The organism is Dokdonia sp. PRO95, from assembly GCF_000355805.1.
Lineage (GTDB): Bacteria > Bacteroidota > Bacteroidia > Flavobacteriales > Flavobacteriaceae > Dokdonia.
Genome location: NZ_CM001837.1, coordinates 113,763 through 133,017 on the forward strand (window position 1 = coordinate 113,763; position 19,255 = coordinate 133,017).

The 19,255-nt window shown below is 37.1% G+C and carries 15 protein-coding genes; 5 read left to right on the plus strand and 10 right to left on the minus strand.

What is annotated here, in order from left to right:
- The first annotated feature begins 70 nt into the window (after window positions 1–70).
- Window positions 71–817 (plus strand): carboxypeptidase-like regulatory domain-containing protein, encoded by a 747-nt coding sequence (locus D017_RS00465; RefSeq protein ID WP_035334056.1) that lies wholly within the window; start codon window positions 71–73, stop codon window positions 815–817.
- A gap of 45 nt (window positions 818–862) precedes the next feature.
- Window positions 863–2,419, plus strand: a complete 1,557-nt coding sequence (locus D017_RS00470; RefSeq protein WP_035334057.1) for a hypothetical protein — start codon at window positions 863–865, stop codon at window positions 2,417–2,419.
- Between the two features lie 4 nt (window positions 2,420–2,423).
- Here D017_RS00470 and D017_RS00475 read toward each other — a convergent pair whose 3' ends face one another.
- The 3 genes from D017_RS00475 to smpB all read right to left on the minus strand — a co-directional run bounded on the left by D017_RS00475 (window position 2,424) and on the right by smpB (window position 6,198).
- Complete coding sequence (locus D017_RS00475) at window positions 2,424–4,901, minus strand: DUF5686 and carboxypeptidase regulatory-like domain-containing protein (protein ID WP_035334059.1); 2,478 nt, start codon at window positions 4,899–4,901, stop codon at window positions 2,424–2,426.
- Between the two features lie 22 nt (window positions 4,902–4,923).
- Window positions 4,924–5,658 (minus strand): hypothetical protein, encoded by a 735-nt coding sequence (locus tag D017_RS00480; RefSeq protein WP_035334060.1) that lies wholly within the window; start codon window positions 5,656–5,658, stop codon window positions 4,924–4,926.
- Between the two features lie 78 nt (window positions 5,659–5,736).
- Window positions 5,737–6,198, minus strand: a complete 462-nt coding sequence (smpB, locus tag D017_RS00485; RefSeq protein ID WP_035334061.1) for an SsrA-binding protein SmpB — start codon at window positions 6,196–6,198, stop codon at window positions 5,737–5,739.
- A 182-nt stretch (window positions 6,199–6,380) separates the two neighbouring features.
- Here smpB and D017_RS00490 point away from each other — a divergent pair, with 182 nt between their 5' ends.
- Window positions 6,381–7,133: a DUF6503 family protein gene (locus D017_RS00490; protein ID WP_035334062.1), complete on the plus strand. Its 753-nt coding sequence runs from the start codon at window positions 6,381–6,383 to the stop codon at window positions 7,131–7,133.
- Here D017_RS00490 and D017_RS00495 read toward each other — a convergent pair.
- From D017_RS00495 to D017_RS00520, 6 genes are all read right to left on the minus strand, one after another.
- The gene (locus D017_RS00495) at window positions 7,130–7,675 is read right to left on the minus strand and encodes a histidine phosphatase family protein (RefSeq protein WP_051583752.1); all 546 of its coding nucleotides are present in this window, start codon (window positions 7,673–7,675) and stop codon (window positions 7,130–7,132) included. The two genes, D017_RS00490 and D017_RS00495, sit on opposite strands and share 4 nt — an antisense overlap.
- 422 nt (window positions 7,676–8,097) lie before the next feature.
- Window positions 8,098–10,122, minus strand: coding sequence for a DUF349 domain-containing protein (locus tag D017_RS00500; RefSeq protein WP_035334063.1), 2,025 nt, complete (start codon window positions 10,120–10,122; stop codon window positions 8,098–8,100).
- Window positions 10,123–10,200: 78 nt separating this feature from the next.
- Window positions 10,201–10,989 carry a shikimate dehydrogenase gene (locus tag D017_RS00505; protein ID WP_035334064.1) on the minus strand — a complete coding sequence of 263 codons (789 nt, stop codon included), beginning with the start codon at window positions 10,987–10,989 and terminating at the stop codon, window positions 10,201–10,203.
- Window positions 10,961–11,983: a DUF368 domain-containing protein gene (locus D017_RS00510; protein ID WP_035334065.1), complete on the minus strand. Its 1,023-nt coding sequence runs from the start codon at window positions 11,981–11,983 to the stop codon at window positions 10,961–10,963. Before D017_RS00510 ends, D017_RS00505 begins: the two co-directional genes overlap by 29 nt.
- Entirely contained in the window at window positions 11,973–12,947 is a 975-nt protein-coding gene (locus D017_RS00515; protein ID WP_035334066.1) for a DUF368 domain-containing protein, read from the minus strand. Before D017_RS00515 ends, D017_RS00510 begins: the two co-directional genes overlap by 11 nt.
- 81 nt (window positions 12,948–13,028) lie before the next feature.
- Window positions 13,029–14,417: a tetratricopeptide repeat protein gene (locus D017_RS00520; protein WP_035334068.1), complete on the minus strand. Its 1,389-nt coding sequence runs from the start codon at window positions 14,415–14,417 to the stop codon at window positions 13,029–13,031.
- Between the two features lie 326 nt (window positions 14,418–14,743).
- Here D017_RS00520 and D017_RS00525 point away from each other — a divergent pair, with 326 nt between their 5' ends.
- Complete coding sequence (locus D017_RS00525; protein ID WP_152023834.1) at window positions 14,744–15,142, plus strand: hypothetical protein; 399 nt, start codon at window positions 14,744–14,746, stop codon at window positions 15,140–15,142.
- Here D017_RS00525 and D017_RS00530 read toward each other — a convergent pair.
- The gene (locus D017_RS00530) at window positions 15,129–16,496 is read right to left on the minus strand and encodes a hypothetical protein (protein WP_152023835.1); all 1,368 of its coding nucleotides are present in this window, start codon (window positions 16,494–16,496) and stop codon (window positions 15,129–15,131) included. The two genes, D017_RS00525 and D017_RS00530, sit on opposite strands and share 14 nt — an antisense overlap.
- Window positions 16,497–16,627: 131 nt before the next feature.
- Here D017_RS00530 and D017_RS00535 point away from each other — a divergent pair, with 131 nt between their 5' ends.
- Window positions 16,628–19,165, plus strand: coding sequence for a M14 family zinc carboxypeptidase (locus D017_RS00535; protein WP_035334072.1), 2,538 nt, complete (start codon window positions 16,628–16,630; stop codon window positions 19,163–19,165).
- Window positions 19,166–19,255: the final 90 nt, after the last annotated feature.

Genomic DNA, 19,255 nt, shown 5'->3' on the forward strand with positions numbered 1-19,255 from the left:
GCGGTTCACTCATTATTACTATTGGCAAGATGCTTGATTAACTAGATTTACATCAGTTAATCTAATCATTATGAAAAAGCCTATCGCCATTACAATTCCAAAGCCATGTCATGAAGACTGGACTGCAATGACTCCTACAGAGCAAGGAAAACACTGTGCTGTATGTAGTAAAGAGGTCGTTGATTTCACATCGCAAACTACAACACAACTACGGGACCGTATAGTAAATGGAGATTCGATTTGTGGTCGTTTTAGAAAAGATCAGCTGGATACTCCCATCTATGCAGCGCGTGATAAAGGCAGGAGCTTTACTCAAGCGGCAGCGGCACTACTAGTCCCTATGGCAATGCTTTCGGTTGCAGAGGCATCTGGACAGACCACAACTGAGACAATAATTATGGGTGATATTGCACCCGTTGAATTACCTATTAATGCGTATGATAGTTTAGGAATTAGTTCGCTTTCGCGAAAGCATAAAACTCCGAAAAAATTAATAACAATAACAGGTAAAGTGACCGACATGACTGGCCCATTACCTGGAGTGAACATAACCGTCCATGGAACTTCAAGAGCTTACCAAACTGATTTTGAAGGAAATTATAGTCTCAAAGTGTTTCCCGGAGAAACGATTAAGTATAGTTTCTTAGGTTACGAACCGCGTACAATACTCATAGACTCACAACTTGAAATAAACGTGAATTTTAAAGATGACGATCAAAACATGCTTTTAGGAGAAGTTATCATACTTGATTACAAACAAATTAAGAAAGAAGAGAGAAGAGAAAAAAGGCGTCTCAAGAAAGAAAAAGGACACTAAAAACACTACACTTAATGCGTTATATTTGTTACAAACTACAACTACATGCGCAGTATATATCTACTCATCATTCTTGCTGGAATTACAACCTTTAGCTCTTGTCGTAATGATTTTGAAACGACAGCAAGCACGGGGAATCTTGAGTTTTCTAGAGATACTATTTTTCTAGATACTGTTTTTACAAACATAGGTTCTGGCACTTATAACCTTAAAGTATATAATCGCAGTGATGAGGATGTTTCAATTCCTAGTGTGCGATTAGGACGTAGTGAGTCGTCAAATTATAGACTTAATGTAGATGGAGTGCCAGGGAGAACTTTTGAGAACGTAGAGATTCTTGCAAATGATAGCATCTTTGTTTTTGTAGAAACCACACTTGATATCAATAACATAGGCGATGGCTCTAATGAGTTTTTATATACGGATGTTATAGAGTTTAATAGCACAGGTACAACACAACAAGTGGATCTAGTAACCTTGGTTAAAGATGCTATATTTCTTTTTCCAGAGCGTGATGGGGCTACTGGAACCGTAGAAACTCTTACCGTAAATAATGTAGAAACTTCACTTGAAGGACGCTATCTCATGGATGATGAGCTTACATTTACAAATGATAAGCCGTATGTGATTTATGGATATATGACTGTAGGAGATCCTAATGGAATTGATGCTAAAACGCTCAATATAGAAGCTGGCGCACGCATACACTTTCACGCAGATAGCGGTTTACTCATTGCAGACAACGCGTCGTTACAAGTAAATGGATTATTAAGTACAGATACCGAACTTCTTGAAAATGAAGTCATTTTTGAAAGCGATAGACTAGAACCCGTTTTTTCTAATGTACCAGGACAGTGGGGAACTATCTTACTTACCGACGGAAGTATTAATAATAGTATCAACTACGCCACTATTAAAAATGCCACGGTAGGGATTCTCAATGAGTCTAGCGCAAACAACTCAGCGACTCCTAGCCTTACTCTTAGCAACACTCAGATTTACAATGCATCTGCCGTGGGGTTACTCAATAGATTTTCGGCTGTGGAGGCTTCTAATACTGTGATTAACAATTGTGGTCAGTTTGCGATGCTTATACAACTAGGCGGCAGCTACAACTTCACACATAGCACCTTTGCAAATTACTGGACGCAGAGTTTCAGAAATACGCCCGCAGTATTTGTAGACAATACGCTTCTCAGTGGTGATACCTTTTTAGTAGGCGAACTTGCTCAAGCAAATTTTACAAATTGCATCATATATGGTAATCAGAATGAGGAGTTAGGCTTTAATAAAGATAATAGCGCTCCGTTTAATTTTAAGTTTACCAATACTCAGATTCGTTTTGATGATGATTTTGGAGATTTTGATGAAAATCCGTTATTTGATTTTTCAAACGTAAGTTTCTATCAAGACATTATAAGAGGTGGAGATCCAGATTTCTATGAGCCTACAGAAAACATGCTTCAAGTAGGAGAAAACACAGCAAGCAACGGCCTCGGACTTCAAAGTGCTTCAAACCAATTCCCGTTAGATATTATAGGCACGAGCCGCACGAGTAATTCAGACTTTGGAGCGTATGAAAGTGTTGTGTTTCCTGAGTAACTTTTTACAAACTCAACCCTATCAAAAACGCACCATCATTACCACCTCTTGCTCCTTGACCATACACGTAGTCAAAACGCAATAACCTATATTTACCCCACCCTACATTACCTATTCCTACGTTGAATTCTCTATAAAACGAGCTTTCGTTAGTACTTAAAACGTGTGCACCTGCAATAAGATTGAAGTTCAGTTTATTTACGAGCGGAATTTTGCCTAATATCCATCCCTTAAAATTGTGTTCAATGTGCCCTTCTACATACCCTTGATTTGTACTACGTTCATAGTAAGGTAACACACCAAATCTATTGAGTCTCGATGGTTCTAGAAGTATCGAGCGATTACCATTAAAATGCTGTCTATCTATAAAACTAACGTCTTTTGCAGTTCCTAAAAAGGTGCCAGCGCGTAAGTCATAAGACATTCTTCCTTTATTACTTATATTAAATTCCTGTTCCACAATAAGACGGAATTGATCAAAATTATAATCTGAAACGGAAGCTCCGAAGCCCTTTTCATATACCAACGTAAGTGATGGATACTTTTCTGATGTTACATTAAATTTTCCGTTAGGATAACTGTAGTACTTCTGACCAAAATTTGCCGTAGCACTTAGGAGTAACTTTCCTAAAGAGTGCGCTTTAAAAACTCCATTCTCAGTATCCAATGGATTAAGCGGATTGTTACTTGTATACTCACGATCATCGTTCGGGAAGAATGTTTGATCTGTAGTATTAAAAACAGGATTACGCTGTTCGTAAGCAATAATTCCGTTGAGCTGTAAGCCATTGACTATCTCTTGTCCATAGTAGAGTTGCGCAAATTCCTTTTCGTAGTACTTGGCAAAATTTTCTTCCCTAAGGAGTGAGTATGCTGTATTTAAAATGGGAGATATTGGATTTGCATTATTTACTTGTAAAATATCAACTCCCCCCGTGACGCTTAAAGTAGCTCTATTGCTACGATTGAAACGTCTAGTAAATCCTAATGTATAACGCAAACGATCTTCTGAGAATCCATAGTTCGCTTTCGCGAAAGCGGAAAGAGATTTACTATAATCTTCATCACTCCAACTAGAATAAGTCGCTTGCATGGTTCCATTCCAACCTTGAACGGTATTAAATTGAATATTATTAATAGGTGGCGTGATTCCAAATCGCCATTTATTATAAGTATCTGTATAAGAATATCCAAAAATGGGCGAAGTAATCTTAAATCGATTGCCTCGGTCATCTATAGAATCTAGGTACTTCTTTGATTTTCTTATAACCTGTATGCTATCTTTCTTGATATAATCATTTATTTCAAGTGACGTTAAAGGCACGGGACGACTGCGCTCCCAGAATACACTATCTTTTTTATTTGCCTGGTCTGCAAAGGACAAAATCTCTGCCGAAAAAGAATCCTTCGTAAACTGAGGGGCAAACTCATAATCAGAATAAGCTGCTGTAAATCTACCATCACCTTTAAGTCCTAGAAAGCCAAAGCTAAAATCTATGACTTGTGAGATTTTCACCCACTGGCTAAGAGATTCCTCATATTTAAAATTCTGCTTAAAGTTTAGATTTTCTATAAATGGAAATTGAATCGCATTTCCATCTGTTTGCAAGTCGACTCCATAAAGTTGCCATGAGTCTTCTACAATGTATATGGTTCCAGAAAAAACTCGGTCATTTTCTCTGCGTGGCGTTACCGTTATTTTATTGATGAGTTGGTTATTTTCATAAAATGTCCCTTCAAGATTATATTTGTAATAAGAAAATGCATTAGTGGCGATAGGCGAAATTATCTGCGCGTTGAGATCTAAGGTGTTTTCATAAAAAGAAAAATTTGCTTCACTCGCAGTATTAAAGCTAAAGCCATTATCATCACCACTCACTTTACTTGCTACAATCACCTCGCTAAAATTATCCGGGCGTTGATATTTGATGTTCGATATGGTCTCACTTAAATAAAAAACTCCCGTACGAGTAGAATCTAGTCCGCCTCCCAAATCTCCTACCTCTTGCCCTAAAATTTTATCTGGTGCATCTTTTACCTTCCACAATCCTCTTGAGTAAAAGGAAGCTGTGTACGCGCCTATGTTTTGTAAATTCTTTTCTCTTAAAGATATTGCTCCCTGTATAATCCGGTCTGCGGGATTTACACCAGCTTGCACGATTACCTCATCAAGGGATGTAGAAGATTCTTCCATTACAACAGAAACTGTCATTTCTGCAGAATTTACTCTTACTTGTTTTACAACAGTAGCGTACCCAAGAAATTGAAAGGTTACATTTAATGTTTCTCCTTGATCTTCTGCTAGTAATTCCAGAGCGTATTGCCCATCGCCATTAGTCGTGGTACCACGATTAGTATCTTCTATAAACACATTTACGAAAGGAAGTGCCTCACTTTCTTTGTTTACTACGGTGCCTGTAATCTGGGCAGTGGTTGCAAAAGAAAAAAGCAGTATTATAACTAAGGAAAAATATGTGCGCATTTGATTGTCTTAGAAAGTATAATTATGAATTACTAAAGATAATATACTGAGCACAAAGCCATATACGAATCTGGTCTTCATTATCATTCTTGAGTATTGCTGTTATGTCTGGGTGATCTACTAGCTCGTTAAAAAATCGCTCAACCTCTGTATCATCTATCTCAAAACGATTCTTTATAAAATAGGCATGATATTCATATAGACTTTCATACACGGCGATTTGTTTATCTATCTCCACATAACGTTTGAGCCTTTTAGTACGGCCAGTGATGGCATTAATTATAGGGTCTACTTGAAGACTCCCGCCTAATAAACTAAGTAGATGAATAGGCTTAAAGTCTCCAGCTGTGTGTAACCTACGTTCATTTGCAGTTGGAATTTTTTGTTCTCCTTGTACAATACCTACGCTTTGTACTGTAATATCCGGCTGATCTTTTACAACTACCTCATCTAGCTCATTCCTTTTAACTTCTAGCCTTATAGAAAGCAATGGCTCAAGGGCGAGTTTCTCAGAAATAATAGCATACTTATCTGCTGCAGATATGTGTGATACAAGTAATACGTCACCCACATCTACCTGTATCCAGAATATTCCGTTTTTATCTGTAGTGGTACTCCTTTGCGACTTGAGATTAGTCACGTGAGCAGACTCTAGAACATTATCTTCAAGAGTTACCTGTCCTTGCATAGACATAGGGAACTGTGCAACAACTTGGAAGGTGATAAATAATAAAAGTAGAAGTAATCTTAAACGCATAGAGTGTAGTACTCTATAAAAGACGTTATAAAATTATAAATAGTTGCCTAACAAAATGTTAAACTGACAAAATGAATTTTAATTATTAAAAGACTTCTTGATGCGATCTAGGTTTTTCTTGTTATCGCGATCTTTTATGGTCTCTCGTTTATCGTATGTTTTCTTTCCTTTTGCAAGTGCAATTTCAAGCTTTGCAAATCCCTTCTCGTTTGTAAATAAACGTAATGGTACAATAGTAAGACCAGATTTATTAACCTCACGTTCCCATTTTTTGAGTTCGCGTTTATTGAGTAATAATTTACGTTGATTCTTAGGCTGATGGTTAAAATAAGTAGCATGGGAGTATTCTTGCACTGTCATATTAATCACAAACATTTCTCCGTGATCATTAAACTCACAAAAACTCTCTGCTATGGAGGCTTTTCCTTCTCGTATTGCTTTAATCTCTGTACCCGCAAGTACGATTCCAGCAACGAGCTTATCGAGTAATTCATACTCAAAGCGCGCCTTTCTATTCTTTATGTTAACCGTATTTGACATGATATCAAAGGTACAAAGTTGAAAAGAAATCTGAACTGAAAATAATCTTGAAATCAAAAAATTCACCTCTTGAGTCCTGTTCTTATTTTTAACAACAAAGAGATTGTATTTTTGCAGCCGTAATGCAAGATGTTGTAAGAAGTAATTATTTATAACGACCATACCATTCTATAAAAACCTATATGTTTCGATCGCTTTCGGCTATTATCATAGTACTATTTATTACGAGCTGTTCTCAAAAAACACCTACTGCACAAGAGATTGTAGATAAGGCCATAGCAGCTTCTGGAGGTGCTCAAATTGAACATGCTAGTATTCATTTCAAATTTAGAGATTTCTACTACAGAGCCACTCGCAATAAAGGTTTACGCACCTTAGAGCGTTGTACGGATGCCGAATGCCAAGTACAACAAGACGTTATAAAAGATGATGGTGAATTTGTACGCTTTCGCGAAAGCGCACCTATCCCAGTAGCAGATAGCATGAAAAATCGTTATGCAAATAGTGTAAACTCTGTTCATTACTTTTCTGTGCTTCCATACGGATTAAATGATCCAGCTGTAAGAAAAAAACTAGTGGATGAAGTCACTGTGAAAGGGGAATCTTACTACCGCATTATGGTCACATTTGCACAAGAAGGTGGTGGTGATGATTTTCAAGATGAATACATGTACTGGATTAACAAAGAAAATTACCATGTAAATTACCTCGCTTATAATTATCAAACTTCTGAAGGTGGTACGCGTTTTAGAGAAGCTTACAATGAGCGCATCATAGAAGGAATACGCTTTGTAGATTATCGCAATTACAAGCCAGAAGAGCAATTTCCCGCACTCACAACCCTGGATAATATGTTTGAAAATAAAAAGCTCAATCTCTTAAGTAAGATTGAGCTCGAAAATATCACTGTAACTATCTGTCCTGATAATTGCTAGTCTACTACCGTTGAAATATTTTTTCTATCGATTATCTCTCCCGTTTCATCATTTACAACAAGTTGTACGTGGTAAAGATGGAAATACTCAGACTCATCAATATCTTTAAAAGAGTTCTCACCTAATGCAGCATTTGCAAAATTAGGAGTGGTATTGCTATGACCTACCACTACGATATTTTTACCTGCAGTATCCATTTTAAAATCTTCTGAATATAAATCTGCTGGGTTATAGGATTGTATCTCAACATTATTTGCCACAGCAGTAGGTGCTGCAGTGCGCATTGTACGTATATAGTCTGTTGAGTACACAGCATCAATATCCTTATCTGAAAAATAAGCCTTCCATCGCTCTGCTCTTTCTTCTCCTTGAGTTGTTAAGTCTGGATTACGATCACTAGCATCTGTCAAAACTTTTTCTGCATGACGTATAAAGTAATAATTAGTGGTAATCGTGTTAGCAGGAGATTCCTTCTTTTTCTGACCATCACAGCTTATGGTTGTTGCAGTAACAACAAAGAGAAATAATAGAATGCGCATCATAATAATTTATTTTAAACTCAAAGATACATTTTTGTAAGGTCTCTTATAACCAACCGACATATATAGTGTCTTTCTACTTAGTTTAAGTAGCATAGATAAAATCTGCTATGAAAAAGCAAAATCCGCTTCCATAATTGGGAGCGGATTTTGTGGTTTATAGGTATTGCAAGACGTTGAGTTATGCGCAAAAAAAAACACAACCTAAGTTGTGTTTTTTTATTATTTCTACATAGAGAAATATTGTACTAGCGTGTAGGAAGCAATTAAAAATGAGGAGAATATTACATATACTCCTAAAATTAAGTTTCTTCCTTGTCTCGGATTTTGTGACGATGTTCTTTGTACTTGAGTTTTCATAATGTCGATTTTAATGATTGATTGATTGATACTATAAAGACGACACTATACTCAAAATGTTACAGTTATGAATCTGATGTATCTTCAGTTTCTTCTGTATCGGTCGTTTCTTCCTCCTCTACTTTCTGACTTTCTGTGATTGCTTCTCTCAGTTTACGCAACTTAGATTTCCATAGGTTTAAATCTTCCTTATGACGTGCAATGTTTTTATGAACTTCTGCTACCATAGGGTTATCATCTGCTACATGCTGGAAGAAGCCTAGATTATTTTCTAGTTGGTTAATCTCTGCTTTTACCTCATCTATCTTCTTACGAATAAAGAAACGTTCTCTTTCAATAGCTCTTTCATCATCACTATCAACCATAATACTCATACGGTTCTCGTACTTGATAAGCTCTGCTTCTTTTTTATCTATATCAAGTTGCTTGAAAAGACCATCAAGTACTTTATTAAAGTCCTGATCGATATTTTTCTTAGCATAAGGAACACGGCCTATAGCTTTCCAGTCTTCTATAAAAGCCTTGATTGCTGTGAGATCTGCATCGCGCTCACCAGTCATCTTAGCTTCTTTTACAGTTTTCATTAAAGCTTGCTTCTTCTCTAGATTTTCTTGCTCCCCTGCATTTGCTTGCTTTTTAGAATCTTTCATGCGATCAAAGAAGTGATTACACGCATCTTTAAACTCCTTCCAGATTTTATCGCTATCCTTACGAGGTACGTGACCTACTTTTTTCCAGTCTGCTTGTATGCGTTTCATCACATCTAGCGTTCCTGGAATATCATCACTGTCCTTATGCTCTTGTGCTATTTTTACAAGGGCCTGCTTTTTTGCAAGATTATCGTATTGTTCTTTCTTTTGAGATTTATAAAAATCATTCTTCTTGTGGTTGAATAATTTTGTAGCCTCTTTAAAAGAAGCCCATGTCTCTTCGTTATTTTCTTTAGGTACTTTACCAGCCTTAAAGAATTCATCACGTAAAGCTTCTACTTTCTTGATTTTTGCTTGTACTGTTTTATGAGCCTTAATATCGTCTTGAGCTACTTCTTTTATCTGGGCAATAATCTCATTTTTCTGTTCAAGATTTTTCACCCACAAAGCTTCTACTTCCTTCTGCTTCTCATCGCGTGCATCATGTATTTTCTTTGTAGCTGCACTAAACTTGTCCCAGATTTCATCACTATATTCACGTGCTACAGGACCTATTTCCTCTTTCCACATGCGGTGAAGTAATTGTAATTCCTTAAAAGCTTTATTAATATTAGGCTCTGCTCCTAGCTCCTCTGCTCTTTCTATAAGAAGTAACTTCTTATCAAGATTTTCTTTGAAGTGCTTATCGCGAAAATCACGATTTAAGTGCAGTAACTCATAAAATGCATCAATATGGAAGTAATAATCATTCCACACCAGATTGTAACGATCTCTTGGAATGTTACCTGCATTGTTCCAGCGTTCTTGAATATCCTTAAATTTATTGAAGGTAGTATTTACACTTTCTGCTCCTCCAAGTTCATCTCTTAACGCTTTTACTTCTTCTATTAAAGCTTGACGCTCTCTAAGGTTTGCGTTTTGATCCTTGCGCTTACGCTCATAAAATTCTTGACGTTTATTACGGTATTCGTAATACACTTCATTGAACGCTTTTTTAAGCGGAGAGAAGAATCTAAAATCAATAATATTTCCACCCTCGGCAAGAAATGCTTGTTTAGCCTCCTCTTGCTCTGCGTCAAACTGAGCATTGATTAAGGTGTTAATTTCTTCTACATGATCTTTTATATCTGTAACTCTTTCATTTTTAATAAGCAATTGCAACTCTGCAATTAACTCCTCTTTTGAAAGAACGGTATAATCTTTTTTTGGCACTTCCTTTTTTTCGACAGGAGCTTCTTTAGTACCCTCTGTTGTTTCTGTAGGCGTGGCATCTGTTGTGGTAGCAGCGGCTTCACTTACTTCCTCTTTAGATAATTCAGTATCATTTGCCTCGGCAGCGAGCGCTTCTATTTCTGCATTCATCGTGCGATCTGCGGCAGGAGCTGTTTCTTCTAGATGCTCTTCAATACTTGGATCTTGGGGTTTCTTCTCTTCAGACATTTCTTTCAATGTTAGGGTTCTATTTGAATATAGGTAAATATACTATTTAGTGCGCACATATGGGCAATATGCAGCTTTCTAGCTGTTCCATATTGACCATGAGGCTTCTGCTTGCAATTCTAGCATGCGCAAACCATTAATTATTGTTGCTCCTTGCTCTCTTGCATATCTTAAAAAAGCAGACTCTGCTGGGTTATAAATCAAGTCAAAAGCCACGTGCGTTTCATTTAAATACAGATATGGAATATCTGGAGCCTCTTCTACATCTGGATACGTCCCTAGCGGAGTGGTATTCACTATAAATGTCTGACTCTCGATAAGTTCCCTATCTAAATCTTCGTACGTTATTGTTGATTCTTTACGCTTTCGCGAAACAAAAACACATTGCACACCAAGCTGTTTCATTGCATAGTGTACCGCTTTTGATGCACCACCAGTTCCTAAAATAAGGCATTTTAAGTCTCTACTTACATAATCTGCAGTGCCAAATCCTACAAAAAGAGAATCTACGAAATGTTCTAATAATGTATCTCTAAAACCGATAAAGTCAGTATTGTATCCCGTTAAGCTTCCATCGCTTTCAACTTTTATGGTATTTACAGCGCCAATGGCTTCGGCATCTGTATTTAGATTATCTACTAGTGGTATTACATCTTGTTTGTATGGGATGGTTACGTTATATCCTTTCGCGTAAGCGGGAGAAAAAAGATCTTTTAAGGCCTCTTTTTCTGGGACATCAAAATTCACATATGTTGCAGCTATCTCGAGCTTCTCAAATTTGTTTTTAAAATACCCTCTAGAAAATGAGTATCCTATATCTTTTCCTATGAGTCCGTATTTATCCACGAGCTTTTGTTCTTGTTCCATATTTACCTAATGCCACGACCATAAAAATACCCGTAAGGATAAAAAATACCGCGAGCACATTTTCCATATTAATTTCTGTAGGCAAGTAACGATCATAGTTATCTAGTATGGGACTGCCATTTCTATCTATCGCTATCTCCCCTAAAGAATCCCTTTTAAAAACTTCTAGTTTCCAGGGCCACACAACGCCAAGCGAGCCTATAATAAAGCCTAAAATAGCAGCATTAGTCGCCCATCTAAACTTTTTGAGTAAATAACTTAAAAAATGAGATAATGTCACAAGACCTGTAAGTGAACCAAGCGAAAAAACGATAAGTACGGTAAGTAAGCGCATATGCTCAGGATCATCTACAAAGCCAAAATCACCTCCAAAAACACTCGTCATTGTGACAAACAGTGCATTTACAGCATCTACAAGAAGAAGTACATAATTACCTAGAAGTATAAGAATAAATGAACCTGAAAGTCCCGGCAAGGTCATCCCAGAAACACCTATAATACCACATAGGAATACAAAAATGAGGTTGTCATTTTCTTGAGCTGGTTCCATAAGACTTATAGCCACACCAAATATAATCCCAGATATGAGCATCACAATATTGCGCCTCGTCCACTCTTCAAAATCCTTTGCTATATAATAAATAGAACCTATAATCATCCCAAAAAAAGCACTCCAAACGAGTAAAGGATAATTGCGAATAGCGATATCTAGCAGTAGTGAAACGCTGAAATAACTAATAAGCATACCTAGAATAAGTAGCCCTAGAAATTTGCCATTTATATATCTCCAGAAACTTTTGAGACGACCTCCAAAAAGCAACTTTAAAGCTTTACCGTTAACTTTTTGAAGTGAATAAATAAACTCTTCATAAAAACCTGCTACATATGCGACTACTCCTCCAGAAACTCCAGGTACCTTATTTGCAGCACCCATTGCTAGCCCTTTGAGTACTAGCCAGACTTTATCAGAAAGTGATCTAGTCTCAGTCTGCATAAACTGTTTTTTTAACCGCAGCTCTTTCTAATAGTAAAATAAGTGCAAATCCAATTACGGCAAATACCACCGCATACAACACCTGAGGATCACCATCAAAAGAAGATGGTAAAATACTCTCAGCCTCTACAGAAACTTCCTCTCCGTGTCTATCTATTCTAGTCGATAACACTTCTTTCCATGGCCAAATTTTATTGAGCGAACCAATCATAAAACCAGTAAGCACGGCTAATGTGATTTGCTTTTTATGTTCAAACATCCATTTAAGAACTTTTGAAAACAATTTGAGTCCAACAACACATCCTGTTCCAAAAAGTATAATCTTGAATATCGCAGTTCGGAGTAGTGCCCAATCTCTAGCTAGCAAAGCATCTTGAGCATCTGTAATTGTACCTAGTACCATACCGTATGACCCTAAGAGTACTAGAATAAATGAACCAGAAACACCGGGAAGTATCATTGCTATAATAGCTATACAGCCAGAAAGAAAATAAAACCACCACACATTAGGTGCCTCTGAAGGTGCTGCAATGGTTATAAAATAGGCTACGGCTACGCCAAGTAACATGGCTATAATTACTGTAGGATTCCACTTAGTGATTTGTTTTCCTATGTATAAAATACTCGCAAGTACTAAGCCAAAGAAGAAGGACCACACCATTATAGGGTACACTTCTAGCAAATATTTAAAAACGCGTGCAAGAGATAATATACTTATGGCAACTCCAAGAAAAAGACTTCCTAAGAATTTGAGGTTGTATTGTCCTATAGCTGCTTTTACACCCTCTTTTTTCCACACTTTAAGCACACCAAAATCTAACTTATCAATTGTTTCAATAAGTTCTTGATAGATTCCAGATATAAATGCGATAGTTCCTCCAGATACTCCCGGAACAACATCTGCTGCTCCCATGGCCATACCTTTTAAAATGACAAGTAGATAGGAAGCTGATGGTTTAGGCATAGGTATTTATTTTTTCGCGTCAAGCTAAAATACTAGCTTTCATAATAAGCACCTACATTTATACAAGATTTTAGAATAGTATTAACCTAAGTATTGCTTTACTAGTTCGAGTACTTCCTTTTTACTCGCCGCATATGGGAATAATTCTCCTAGAATAATAGAGAATTCTGGCTCGATTTTCAATCCATTTATGAGGAAATAACGTCCCTGGACATCATTACCGTTACTATAGTTAAGACCAGCAAGTCTAAAGGCAATTTCTGCGCTTTCTGGATAAAACTCCATTGCTTGAGTAAGGTTTGTAATAGACGCATTAGGCTCACCTAGCTGCACGAGAATGTCACTTCTATATAACCAGGTTTCAAGCTCATAGTTTCCTAATTCTAGGGTACGACGGTAACCCTCCTCTGCCGCTTCAAGAAATTTAAGTTTATGATTGATAGTAGCATATCGTTTCCAATAGAGGACATTATCACTATCAATATTTATTGCTTTATTTATATAAAACAGGGCTTTTTGATAATCTAACCTTTGCTGATAAAAATCTGTGATTGCCATCCAGCCATTATCTAACAATGGATCTTCATGCACACAACGCTCAAAATGCTTGATAGCAAGCTCATCACTTCCTAGCTTATCATAGCATTTACCCATACGCAATAATGCAAATGATGTAGGATCTTCCAGCTCCAAAGTAATTTGATAATTTTCAAGCGCTTCATTGTATCTCCCTAGCTTTTCTAGCACTTTTGCCTTTTCAAGATAAGCCCCTACAAACCTATCATCACTTATAATTGCAAACTCATAAGATGATAATGCCTTCTCATAGTTTTTAAGTCCAAAGTATTGTTTCCCTATTTGATGCCAAGCAACTTCACAATACGGATTATTATCTAAAAACATATTTAGATAGTCTATTGCTCCGTCGTGCTCTTCTAAGAAATCAAAACAGTAAATTACATTGTACAGCGCGCTATAATCTTGATCATCTACCTCTAGGCACTTCATGAAGTTAAGCTTTGCATTTTGAAAATCTTCTAGAAATAGGTACTCCATTCCTATGAGAGAATACACATCTGCCGGGTCATCAGTTAGGTCTACAGCTTGCTCAAGCAAATGGATTGCCTTCTCGTGATCATCCTGCTTACTATATATATTTGCTTTTTGAATATAAACTTCTTCGTTATGAGGATCTAACGAGTGTAGCTCCGTGAGAATAGCATCTGCTTTGTCAAATTTATTTTCAAAAATAAATAGTTCGGCTTTAAAGAGTCTTAAATTTGAAGACGTGGGATGCTGGTCTAGACCTAGCTTTACAGCTTTTCGCGCAAGCGCAATCTTACCACTTTCAATGTAATGATTTGCAATATTCTCAAATTCCTCAGCATCAAAGAAAACTACATCATTAGTCTTAAGCATAGACTCAAAGCGCGTAAGCGATATACTATTTCCTTCTTGTCCAAAATCCATAAACGACATTTTTGAATTACCATTTAGATAAATGTAATAATACTTATGAGTACTGTTATAAAACTAAAACTTAGTTGTCAACATATTAATGAACAGCCAAAAATCGAGCCAAGTTGAATCAATAACAAAATATTGTCACCATGCTTAAAATCAAGTAATAACACCAGATACAAGAATTATAAAATTATAACTACAATCTATAATTTAAAAGCCGTAATTTCCATTAACACAAATAACGAGCATAATCAATTATGAGTAAAACACATTATAAAGAGACGCAGCCTTTTTATTTGATTGGGATAATATGCGTAATCTCAATTGCTTTTATGACCTATTTCATTATCAAGCAGTGGATTGATAATGATACCGCTCCCTATACGCTAATTGCTTGCTGCCTTCTTTTTGTTATAATTCTCATACTATTTTACAAGCTAGATATTATCATCACTAGTCAGTATGCTATTGCTAGTTTTGGGATAGGGCTACTTTATAAAAAGATCGCTATAAATGACCTAGATATAACCACAGCGCGAGGTGTAAAGATACCTTGGTACTGGGGCATAGGTATAAGATTTACTCCTCAGGGAACTTTATATAACACTCATACTGGAGGAAATCTCCACATAAAAACTAAAAATAAAATGAATGAGTTTTTTATAAGCACTAGCAATGCCCCATCTATAATTGCCTCAATAAAAGAAGTTCAAGTCCCTAGTAATACTTAGACTTTCCTAGGTAGGCTTTTATAATGTCATTCCACTCTTTGCTTATGCGCGCTGCGGTGGTGTATGGAATATTGTATAATGCTTCGTAGTTTGTGTATCCCGTTTTAAGAAGCTCTTCTAGATAAAACAGTGTAGCATTTACATCCCCTTCCCTTGCACTCAATGATATGGATTGAATAAATGCATCCTGATTATTAGGGTTTACTAGTGACCTCAATACGTTTGCAAATAGCAATTGCTCAATCTTAGTATCCTTACGCTTTAATATTTTATACTGTAATTCAACCTCAGATTGTACAAATCTCTTTAAACGCATAGCCGACTTGCGTTTTATCATAGCATTATCTGTGCTGTCTATTTGCATATCAAGTTCGTCCATCTGGTAACTCCACCACCCTAAGTTATTAAAGTAACTATTACTCATATCCTCTCGGATATTATATTGAAACTCCTCTGCCATGAGATCTTCACCGTAGCTGAACATAGCGTATATATCACGATCTGATCTATAATTCTTAAGTCGCTTGATGTTATCTAAAAGCTCTTTCTGCTCGTCGATGTCAAGGCGCTTTTTATATTTGTCTTTAAGTGTTGATACAAAATCAAAAGCATTAAGACCATCTTGCTTTCGGTACATTGTTTTCCCAAAGGCTACATCACTATTATAATAAGATTGGAGCTTCTGGTCACTCGTAGTTTCATCTATCAAAATAGCCGTAAGAGCCTCTGCTATATATCCTGCGCTAGGCCAGTCTACACCATCATAGGTGTGATAACTCACCAGATTTTTTCTCAGACCATAATTACGACTGTAAGATCTTAACTTGTAATACTGACTGCCCTCATCTGGAGAAAGCAAGGCTATTTTAAGATTCTCATTACTACGAAGACTTTTTTTATCTAAAAATGCATTTCCTATTGCTATGACTCCATAAATAGATGTATCTGCCTGTGCTTGTGATGTTACAATGACACCATCTTTTCCATATCCAGAGAGGATAATTTTATCCTTATCAATTGCGTATGCTTGAGATAGCTTTTCTATAAATTCTTTACTCTGGTTTATAGCTATCGAGAGGGTATCACTTAGTCTGTAATTTGGGCTAGCTATTATACTCTCTGTTAATCCTGCACCTATAGAAAACTGCTGTACCGCACTTGACCCGCGACCTAGCTCATCATAAATTACCACAACCGGATAGTTGACGGCTTCCTTATAATCTGCTGGTAGATATAAAGAATAGTTATCTGTCGAATTATCAAAGGTTACTTGTGGAATAACTACCCCTTTTACAGGTGTTGATTGTGCAACTGCAAGTGATGAAATAAACAAGAAAATGTAAAAGTACCGCATAGCGTTTTTTTGATGAATCTAGCAGGTATCAAAAACCGTGCACAAATAAAGGTAGTACAAAAAACAATATTTTTCAGGCACTGATTGTGCAAAATTTATTTCTGTATTTTTAAAGAACAAAACCAATCCAAATGAAATATAGAATTCTAGTTGTAAGTTTTTTAGTACTCGCTTTCGCGAAAGCGTTATCACCTCAACTACACGCACAAGAGTACTTTACAGGAAAGTACGCACCTTTTGACGTTGCAATCCCTTCTCCAGCACAATTTCTAGGTTATGAGATTGGTGAACAACATACACGTCACGATCAAATAGTATCCTATTTTCAAAAACTAGCCGAATTATCACCGAGAGCAACCTTAAGTGAATACGGAAGAACTCACGAAAACCGCAAACTTGTGATGCTTACCGTATCGAGCATTAACAATCAAGAGATATTACCTACGCTTAAAAACCAACACCTCGCCTTTGTAGACACCAAGCAACGCGCGACCAATTATGATGATATTCCTGTTTTTATACAACTTGGCTATAATGTACATGGCAATGAGCCATCCAGCTCTGAGGCGGCATTGCTCACGGCATACACGCTCGTGGCATCACAACATCCAGAAATAGAAAAATATAGAGAAAACAGTATCATATTTATAGACCCTACCATAAATCCAGATGGCCGTGATCGTCACACGCAGTGGGCAAATAGTTATAAAGGCTCACCACTAGTTTCTGATAATATAGATGCAGAGCATACAGAAATGTGGCCACGCGGACGTACTAACCACTACTGGTTTGACTTAAACCGTGATTGGCTACTTGCCGTAAATCCAGAAAGCCGCGGAAAATTAGATTGGTATCACGAGTGGTATCCTAATGTAGTTACAGATTTTCACGAGATGGGTACAAACAGTAGTCACTTTTTCGAGCCTATGCTCCCCATTGGCAGTATGGATCCTATTATGCCTAAAGAAAACTACGAAGACCTCAACAATCTTTTTGCTCCTTACTTTTCAAGTGCGCTGGATGAGATAGGTAGTTTTTATTTTACAAAGGAATCTTTTGACGGCACCTACCCCGGTTATGGATCGTCATATCCGGATCTTCAGGGAGCACTAGCACTTCTTTTTGAACAAGCAAGTAGTCGCGGGCATCTTCAGGACACAGATTTCGGAACTATAAGTTTTCCTTTTACCATTAGAAATCAGTACACCTCCGGGATGGCTACTGTAAAGGCTGCTGTGGAGAATAAAGGTACTTTACGTAAGTACCAGCAAGATTTTTTTAAGTCCGCTTTCGCGAAAGCAAAAACAGATCAAGCAGCCGCTTATGAATTTGGAGATCCTTATGACGCAAACAGAACAAAAGCTTTTATAGACAAACTTCTCAAACATCGCATCAAGTTATATGACAAAGGAGATGGTCGCTATGTAGTCCCTACGCAACAAGCGCAAAAAAGAATGGTGCAGTCCTTCTTTGAAACCTATAAGAAATACAGAGACAGTGTTTACTATGATGCAAGCGCTTGGTCTGTGGGTAATTTTTACAATATGCGTTACAAAGGATTGTCTAGCACACCGAACTTGGGTAACGAAGTTACGTCTACAGATGAGCTCACTAAGGTTCAAATGGTAATAAAAACAGATTATGCATACCTCATCGATTATGATGATTATAATGCGCCTGCTTTGCTTGCTTATTTACAGCGTGAAGGTCTGACGATGGCGACGGCGTTCAAACCTTTTACTGCAAAAACAACGAGCGGTAATCATGATTTCAACTACGGAACACTAATGCTGCCTGTAAGTCGTCAAGAAAAAACTCCAGAAGAAGTGTATCGTATTATTACATCTGGACAACAGAAATTCCAAGTGCCAATCTATGCGGCAAATACCGGTTTTAGCATCAAAGGAATTGACTTAGGAAGTCAGAATTTCCGAAAAGTGGATACTCCAAAAGCGCTTATGATTATAGGAGATGGGACAAGCTCGTACGAAGCTGGCGAAATATGGCATTTACTTGATACGCGTGTACATATGCCTATTACAAAAGTGATGAGCAACAACCTTAACAGAGTAGATTTGAGCAAATACAACACTGTAGTAATGGTTTCTGGAAGCTATGGAAATTTATCTAAGCGATTTCAAGAAAATCTCACTTCATGGGTTTCACAAGGAAACACCTTAATTACTTCTGGAACTGCAAGTAGCTGGGCTATCAAATCAAAAATAGCCTCTGGAACGCTCACAAAAGAAAACAAGAAAGACTCTACAAAAACTATGGAGCGCGAGCCTTATGTGAATCAAAGACCTAATCGAGGAAAAGAGCGCCTAGGTGGAGCTATTTTTGAGGTAGACTTAGATCTTACCCACCCACTAGCTTTTGGATACAGGTATGACAAGCTGCCTGTATATAAAAATAATAATGTCTGGTTGCAGCCTAGTAAAAATGAGTATAACACTGTTGCTCAATATTCGGCGGCGCCACATATAGATGGTTATATTTCTGAGAAGAATCTCAACACCTTTATGAAAAAGAGTGCATCTCTTGTGGTCTCTCGTAAAGGACGAGGACGCGTCGTGATGTTTGCAGATAACCCTAACTTTAGAGGAAGTTGGTATGGAACTAACAAACTATTTTTAAACGCAATCTTTTTCGGAAGTTTGATTAATTAAAAGCTAGCGCATCTCTTATTATGAAATGGGTTTGTTGTGCTTTCGCGCAAGCGGAATGTTAAAAATCACAATATGTTGCTGTAAGAAACG